Genomic DNA, 7384 nt, shown 5'->3' with positions numbered 1-7384 from the left:
CGACACCCAACTGGGGAAAATGATCTAGCAAAAGTGGGGAATTTCAGCTAGCGCCATCATCGTCGCCGCTGCGCACGACAAGATCAACCCGTTGGACATGGTGGTGGCCAACCGCAGCTCGATCTTCAGTTTCGTGCTCAGCTTCCTGGTCATCGCACGGTTCTGGACCGCTCACCACGAACTGTTCACCGAAGTCGCGAAACTGACCAGACCACTGGTCTTCTTGAATCTGGCGTGGCTTCTGACAATCGTCTTCCTGCCGTACCCCACCGAGATCGTCGGCGAGTTCGACAGCCACCAGTATCCGTTCGTCGTCTATTTCTACATCGGTACGACCCTGGCCAGCAGTATCTGCCAGAGCGTGATGGCGTGGATTCTTTACAAACAACAGCAGCGAAATCCCGGCAGCGGCTCGGTCGACCAGCACTTCCTGATCGGATCGTTCGGCGCCACGGCGGGCCTGCTGGGAGCGTTCGTCCTGATCCCGTTGGGCACGTCGTACTACGGCCTGCTGCTGCTCTTGATCATCCCGCAGACCGTCTCGTTCTTCACGCGCCGCACCAACAAAACGGCCAAGACCACCTAACTAAGCCGCCGGGATGACCTCGACCTGCTCCGGCTCGTAGCGGATCATGATGGGCTCGTCCGTGTCATCGATCTCCACAGCGACCGTCACCGAAGCCTTGGTCACCCCGTCGGCGCGGATCACCATGCCCTCGACCAGGGTGGACGCGAACGACACCCGCACCCGGTCACCGGGCTTAAGACGCCTACTCATCTCCGCACCCCTCACCACGGCGACACCTTTAACGTGTCCTGGACATGCCGTTTCACCACATGATCCATCCCCACCACCAATCCGTCCAGCCCGGCGCGCCAGCTTCGCGCCGACGCGAGAGTCAGCGGCCATCCGGCTGCTCGGACGACGCCGAGCTTGGTCTGGTCGTCGTGCGCAATTCCATTCCTCGCCGCGTTCAGCAACTCGAGTTTGCGCCGCCAGAGCTCCCCTTTCGCCGGATAGGTGCTTCGAAGCGCATCCCAGATCCGCATTCCCAGCAGCCCGAAATCGCTGCCCAGCGCCGAGGGATCCGCATTGCCACGGTCCAGTCGGCGGCCATGTTCGTAAGGGAACCGCACCATCACCTTCAATCCATGGTCACCACGCGACAACACGTCAGCGACAAAGTCCACCGCTTCGGTGTGCAGTTCGCGGCAGAAGCCCTGGAATTCGCTGGCGAGGCGTAAGACGATCGCGTGGTTGAGTTCTTCGGCGGCCCAGCGCCGGCCGGAGCCCGAGCCGGCGACGATGACATGGGTTTGCATCAACCGATCGAGCTTCACCGCCCGGTCGGTATGCCATTTGCGTAGGGAAATTGACGTCACCAGAAAAGCGTATGGCCTGCAAGAGCCGTTCCCGGGTTTTCCACAACCTGACTTTTCGCCACGCTGGCGGCCCCTCTCAGCCAAACGAAAAGGCCGGCGAGAGAAGTCGCCGGCCCTTGTTCGTACCCGATCAGACGCTGGGACCCTCGGCCCGCAGCCGGTCCACCTCGGACATCGCGTCCCGCAGGCCCTGCAGCCAGTCGTCAGTGTGCTGGCCGACCAGCTTCACGCACCACGCCAGCGCCTCCGAGCGGGACCGGGCAACGCCGGCGTCGACCAGCGTGTCCAGGACCTGACGGTCGCCCTGCCGGAGCCGGGTCATCACCGGCACCGAGAGGTTGGTGAACAGCTGGCGGGTGCCGCCGCACGCGGCGCCCCACGAGACCTTCCGACCGTAACGGTGCTCGACCTGCTGGCTGATGTAGATCCGCGCGTTGCGGGTGTCCTCGCGGAACCGGGTGATCCGGCCGTTCTCCGCCGCGGCCCGCTCGGCCCGCGACTGCGTGTCAGTGGCCGCCCCATTACTAGGGCCGCTGGACACCGCCTCGGACAATTGCACGGTCTGGTCGTCGGTTTCTTCTGATTTTCCGAGGTCAACGGCTGCCCCGTCGCTGGGACGTGCGGCCGCCGAAGCGTCCGGCTCGGCGACCCGGCCCACGATCACGATCTCTTCCCGGTCGACGGTCACCTCGACCGGCTCGGTGAACCACCCGTCCGGCATCCGGCCACGGATCCACGCCGACGCGTCGTCGGCGACCGGAAGGTCCGCCTGCTGCCATCCACCCTGCCGGCCCAATCCGGGGTGCCTGCGCTGTCCCGACATCTCTTGCTCCTCCTGCGCTCGCCCAGGCGCCTCCGCTCTGGCTACCTACATGATTACACCGTTACAGCGCTTACGTCAGTACATCACTGGTACGACTTTAACGACAGGTGTCGGCGAAGTGTCCGATCCGGCCCGTTCGCGCAGGTCAACTGCCCGATAACCGGGCGGCGGCGAACCCCTTGGGCAAGCTCAACGAGGGCACCGTGCGGCGATGATTACACCTCAGCTGGCGGCTGGGACCGCCACCGCCAACGGGGTCTGCTCGGAGCCCTGCCCCAGCGGATTGTCGGCGAAGAGCTTCTCGAAGAACACGTCCGGCCGGTTGGCGTTGGCGCCGAGGATGTTGCGGCCGATGTCGTTGGCATCGATGACCACCACGCCGGCGAGCTTCGCCGCGACGCTCTCATGACCGCGCTCCACGAGCGCGTCCCGCAACGCGGCGACCAGCTTGGTCGCCACCTGCTTGGGCTTGGCCGGCGCCAGTTTCGCGGAGACGTTCGACGGGTACGCCGAATACTCGGTCGGGCCGTCAATCGCTCGTACGGAATGACCGGCGACCTGGTAGAAGAGCCCGCGGCGACCGATCACCTTGCCGGCCGCGCCGGCCGCCGACGCGACCAGGATGCGCGGCAGGCCGGCCTCCTGCAGCGCCAGTTGCATCGTCCACGGGCTGCCGAGCCCGATGCCGTACGGCGTCTTCACGACGAACTTGCTGAGCGTACGAGCCCACCAGTTTGGCTGGATGTCCCAAATAAAATACGACCGGCCCTGCGAGATCGCGATGACCTTCTCGCTGACCAGCAAATACCACTCATGCTCGAAACGGTCGGCGTAGCCGCCGTCGGACTCCATCGAGGTGAAGAAGTCGTTGATATAGCCGGAAATCAGCTTCTCGAAGTCGTCGCCGCGGGCGAACAGGTCGGTCCGGACCGGGAACCGCAGCCACTGCTCACCGTCGACGTCGATCAGCAGTTTCTTGCCGTTGTTGGCTTCCAGCGGACCCTTGATCGCGACCGGCGCGACCTCGTCCGGCTTCGGGTCGACGAACTCGGCCATCCAGAGCTCGACGTTGAGCAACCGCCAGAAAACCGCGGCGTCGGCATTACGGCCCTTGATGAAATCCTCGAAGGCGACCAAAATCTCCTGCTGCGCGAACCACGGCCGGGTCGTGAACGACTCTGACAGGAAAGTGCCGTAGACACGGTTTTTCAGCCGCAGCAACCATTCGGTCACCGGAGCGGCCGGGCGCAGTGGACCGGCGGCGGCCCGTACGCGCGGAGTCAACAGCGCGGCGACCAGCTCCCCCGGGTCGGCCGCGGCGGCCGCGACCCGGCGAACTTCGCGGTCACAGAAGGGCAACCGGACCGGGACGCCGGTGTGCGCGCCAATCCGGTCGGCCACCCGCAAGGCCACCTCTGCTGCGCTGCCGGGCTCAGCGGACCCGCCGTCCACAGTGGACAGCAGGCTGGCAACTTCGACCGTACGCTTGGCTTTTGGTGTCTCCACAGACAAACGCAGCGCTGTGTCAGCGCCGGCTGGGTCGACCAACGATCCCTTGGCGGCCCGCGCCGTGGCGTAGAGCGCGTAGGCGGCGAGGTCCGGCACCGGTTCGCCGAGCAGCCGGACCAGATCGGCCAGATCGGTGCCCAACTGGTCCCCGGAGGCCTGCACGGTGACCGGCGTACGACCAAGCGCGGTCGCCACTGTCTGGCCGGTGTCGGCGGTGGAGGTCGGGCCGGCGGACAAGACGTAGACAGGTGCTTCGGCCAGCCGGGCGGCCAAATACGCACCAGGCGCGCCGTGGCTCAGCCGTACGCCGCTCGCGCGGTCATGCGAAGGCGCGAGCACGGTGTCAATGGCCTCAACCAAGTCGGTGCCGGTCGACTCCGGCACCTTGTACGCGGCCGTCGCCGCGCCGCTTTGCAAGGTGGTCACATGACCGGCCGGAACCCGGGAGATACCGGCAAAAAACGTCCGTTCGCCCTGGTCGCAGGCGCCGGTCAACAGGTAGCCGCGGACCACCTCGTCGTCGGGTGCGGCGGTCAGCTCCGGCGCGGCGAGCAGCGCGGTCGGCTCAGACGCGTACGCGTAGGACTCACCAACACGCGCGTAGTAGAGCGCGCCAGCGCCACTGGCGTCCACGGCGAGGTGCGTACGACCGTCCCGCCGGTCGTTGACGGCCACCGCCCACCGCCCGGGCAGTTGCCCGAACGCGTCCGTCCCGGAGGCCTGGTACGCGGCGAGGACCAGCTCGGCGTCGGTCGCCTCGGCCGGCGCGTCGACCGCCTTGCGGACCGCGTCCGGGTCCGCCAGTTCCCCGTCGAACGCGAGCGACACCTCGCCGGCAGCCGCGAAAAGGGCCGCCGGCCGGTGTCCCTGCTCGGCGGCGATGACCGCCGCCAGGGCGGACTCGCCGCCGTGCGCGCCGGCGATGCCGGACGCGCTGGTCAGTGCACTGTCGAGACGGGAGTCGCCGGTCGGGTCGCCACTCATCGGTCGGGGATCTCCGGATCTGGTCGCCAGCAAAGACTCTCCGGATGGTAGCCAGCCCCACTCCCGCCACCGGCTCCGCCCCGTCCGAGTCAGGCGGGCGGAATCACCGGGCGAGGGTTGTCGCGCAGGTCCGCCTCGGCCTCCGCGGGCGGCGGGAACAACATTTGCGCGCGCTTGCGGATCGCCCGTTGCATCACCAGGCCGACGAACTTCGTACCGGTGAACATGTGCACCTGACCAGTGGAAAGGTCCACCACCACCGGCCGTTTCTCGGCGCCGAAGTCCAACTCCGGCTTGGCCGTGGCGGCCGGGATCGCGTCCGGCTGGACGACCGGGGAAACCAGCCCGGCCAGCGTCACGATCAGCGTCCCCATGCCCTTCACGCCATTGGTCGCCTGCCTCGCGTGCTGCGCCGCGTGACTGCTGAAATCTTTCACGACAAAGGCGTTGATCTCCGGCACCGTCGCCGCGACCAGGCAGAAATGGATCTGCCCAAGGGCCGCGCCAGCACCGGCGTACATATTCGCGACCATCGCGTTGATCGGCCCGATCGGCGCGGTGTAAAGCTTCCCTTTGTTGCGACTCGCCCGAATCGCCACCGCGGACAAATAGTCTTCGCCACTGAGCACCAGAAACCTCCCCGTATTTGGCTGCAGGTCAGTATGCCCGCCTTCCTTTCACCGCGGGCCGAAACGGGTTGGATGGTTGGTGAGATGGGGCGGTACGGGACAGCGGCCGCACGACGGGCCCGCAGGCCAGTCTGTCGGGTCAGGTGCTACCAAAGGGCCGGTGACGGCCCTGGTCAGGGTGTCGCTCGTACCAACGCCTGATTAAGCGACGGACGGTACGCGACGGGTGTTGGTTAGGAGCGGCGGACGGTACGGGACGGCGCCCTGGTTAGAAGCGGCGGACGGTACGGGACGGCTCCTTGGTTAAGAGCGTTTTCTGTGAGGGTGCGGCGTCCCGTCTACCAGCCATCGGAAAATCCCGCCCCGCCACCAAAGACCGGTGGCGGGGCGGGCTTTTCCGATGGTTACTGCCGATGCCGCCCTGTGTTTCTGGCGCCTTCGGCGCGGGCGCCGTCGACTACGGCTACGAGAGTCCGCCTTTGTAGGCCCGCAAAGACCGCGGGCCTACAAAGGCGGACGCTCCTGCCGGAGGGGCGACAACATCGGCCTGGCGGCCGATGGCGCCGGACGGGGCTGGGTCCCGTCTAAGTTGACCAACTTGGGTGTGAAGGTGAAGGGTCCGCACGGGGTGGGGACAGCGGGGCTGGGTCCCGTCTAAGTTGACCGACTTGGGTGTGAAGGTGCCGGGTCCGCACGGGGTGGGGACAGGGCCTGGGTGCCGTCGGAGTTGGCCGACTGTGGGTGAAAGGTGCGCTCGCGCGGGGTGAGCTACGTGCGGGCGGGGGTCATCCAGCGGATCATGGCGTATTCGACTAGGCGGATCAGGGTTTGTTTGGTGGATTCGCGGTCGCGGGCGTCGCAGGACATGACGGGGACGGCGGGGTCGATGGTCATGGCTTCGCGTACGTCGGCGAGGGTGTGGCGGAGTTGGCCGTCGAAGCGGTTCACGGCCACTACGTACGGCAGACCGCGCTCTTCGAAGAAGTCGACCGCGGAGAACGAGTCGGCGAGGCGACGGGTGTCGACCAACACGACCGCGCCGATGGCGCCGCGGACCAGGTCGTCCCACATGAACCAGAAGCGGTGCTGCCCAGGCGTACCGAACAGGTAGAGGATCAGGTCCTCGGCGAGCGTACGACGGCCGAAGTCCATCGCGACGGTGGTGGCGACCTTGTCCGGGGTGGCGGCCAGGTCGTCAACGCCGAGACTGGCGGTGGTGATCTGGGCTTCGGTGGTCAGCGGCGGGATCTCCGACACCGCGCCGACGAAGGTCGTCTTGCCGACCCCGAAACCGCCGGCCACCACGATCTTCGCCGAAGTGATCCGGCTAGATGCGACGGAGTCCACTCAACACCCTTTCCATCAGCGCCAGATGCGCGTCCCGGTCGTTGGCCGGCGCGTTCCGGTGGACGGCGATCAGGCCGGCGTCGGCCAGGTCGCCGAGCAACACCTTGGCCACCCCCAGCGGCACCGACAGCGCCGACGCCACCTCGGCCACCGACCGCGGCTGCGCGCAGAGCCGGACAATCGAGCGGTGCTCCACCCGCGGCGCCGCCGTTTCCGTAGCCTGCTCGGTCGTCGATACCAGCGTCTCAATCTCCAGGTCGATGGACGACTTGGTGCGCCCGCTCGTCCATGTGTACGGGCGTACGACGGTAGCGGCTGTGTCCACGGTGATCGCCTGCGCGGGTGCCTCGACATCCTCCGGCGGTGCCGGCGGGGGCGACTGGAACAGGTCCTGACCAGCGACTTCGGCTCGTACGGCAACGATCGGGGGCGGCTCCTGGGCACGCTGGCGCCGCTGCCGGCGCCGGCTGCCGAGGCTGAAGGCGTTGACCACGTCCCCGAAGGTCGCCTCCGCGTGCGCGGCCACATGGCCGGCCTCCGGCTCGATCACGATCCGGCCGCCGACCGGCCGCTGGTCGGTAGTCGGCACCACGACCGGCGGCGGCTCGGCCAGGTCCTCGGCCGGAGCGGGCAGTGCGGTGAACTCGCCGGTGTGGCCGGGCTCGTGCCGGCCAGCCCAGATCGGCGGCTCACCGCGGCTGGTCATCGC

General features: G+C 67.3%; 8 protein-coding genes. 1 reads left to right on the top strand and 7 read right to left on the bottom strand.

The genetic code is table 11. The annotated features are described in order from the left end of the window. Positions 1–97 precede the first annotated feature (97 nt). Entirely contained in the window at positions 98–586 is a 489-nt protein-coding gene (locus tag ABD301_RS40490; protein ID WP_279583401.1) for a TMEM175 family protein, read from the top strand. Here ABD301_RS40490 and ABD301_RS40485 read toward each other — a convergent pair whose 3' ends face one another. The 7 genes from ABD301_RS40485 to ABD301_RS40455 all read right to left on the bottom strand — a co-directional run bounded on the left by ABD301_RS40485 (position 587) and on the right by ABD301_RS40455 (position 7381). Continuing rightward, positions 587–778: a hypothetical protein gene (locus ABD301_RS40485; RefSeq protein ID WP_163573884.1), complete on the bottom strand. Its 192-nt coding sequence runs from the start codon at positions 776–778 to the stop codon at positions 587–589. A gap of 11 nt (positions 779–789) precedes the next feature. Then, positions 790–1341: a hypothetical protein gene (locus tag ABD301_RS40480; RefSeq protein WP_344315332.1), complete on the bottom strand. Its 552-nt coding sequence runs from the start codon at positions 1339–1341 to the stop codon at positions 790–792. Between the two features lie 172 nt (positions 1342–1513). After that, positions 1514–2206 (bottom strand): hypothetical protein, encoded by a 693-nt coding sequence (locus tag ABD301_RS40475; protein WP_344315330.1) that lies wholly within the window; start codon positions 2204–2206, stop codon positions 1514–1516. Between the two features lie 222 nt (positions 2207–2428). Continuing rightward, positions 2429–4699 (bottom strand): hypothetical protein, encoded by a 2271-nt coding sequence (locus ABD301_RS40470; protein ID WP_344315329.1) that lies wholly within the window; start codon positions 4697–4699, stop codon positions 2429–2431. A gap of 89 nt (positions 4700–4788) precedes the next feature. Beyond that, the gene (locus ABD301_RS40465; RefSeq protein ID WP_344315328.1) at positions 4789–5328 is read right to left on the bottom strand and encodes a hypothetical protein; all 540 of its coding nucleotides are present in this window, start codon (positions 5326–5328) and stop codon (positions 4789–4791) included. 768 nt (positions 5329–6096) lie between these two features. Further along, positions 6097–6675: a GTP-binding protein gene (locus ABD301_RS40460; protein ID WP_279582902.1), complete on the bottom strand. Its 579-nt coding sequence runs from the start codon at positions 6673–6675 to the stop codon at positions 6097–6099. Next, complete coding sequence (locus tag ABD301_RS40455; protein ID WP_344315327.1) at positions 6656–7381, bottom strand: DUF742 domain-containing protein; 726 nt, start codon at positions 7379–7381, stop codon at positions 6656–6658. The genes ABD301_RS40460 and ABD301_RS40455 overlap by 20 nt, the downstream gene beginning before the upstream one ends. Positions 7382–7384: the final 3 nt, after the last annotated feature.

The organism is Fodinicola feengrottensis, assembly GCF_039530045.1.
Lineage (GTDB): Bacteria > Actinomycetota > Actinomycetes > Mycobacteriales > HKI-0501 > Fodinicola > Fodinicola feengrottensis.
Note: the sequence above shows the minus strand (reverse complement) of the source record. Positions and strands in the feature narration are given on the sequence as shown.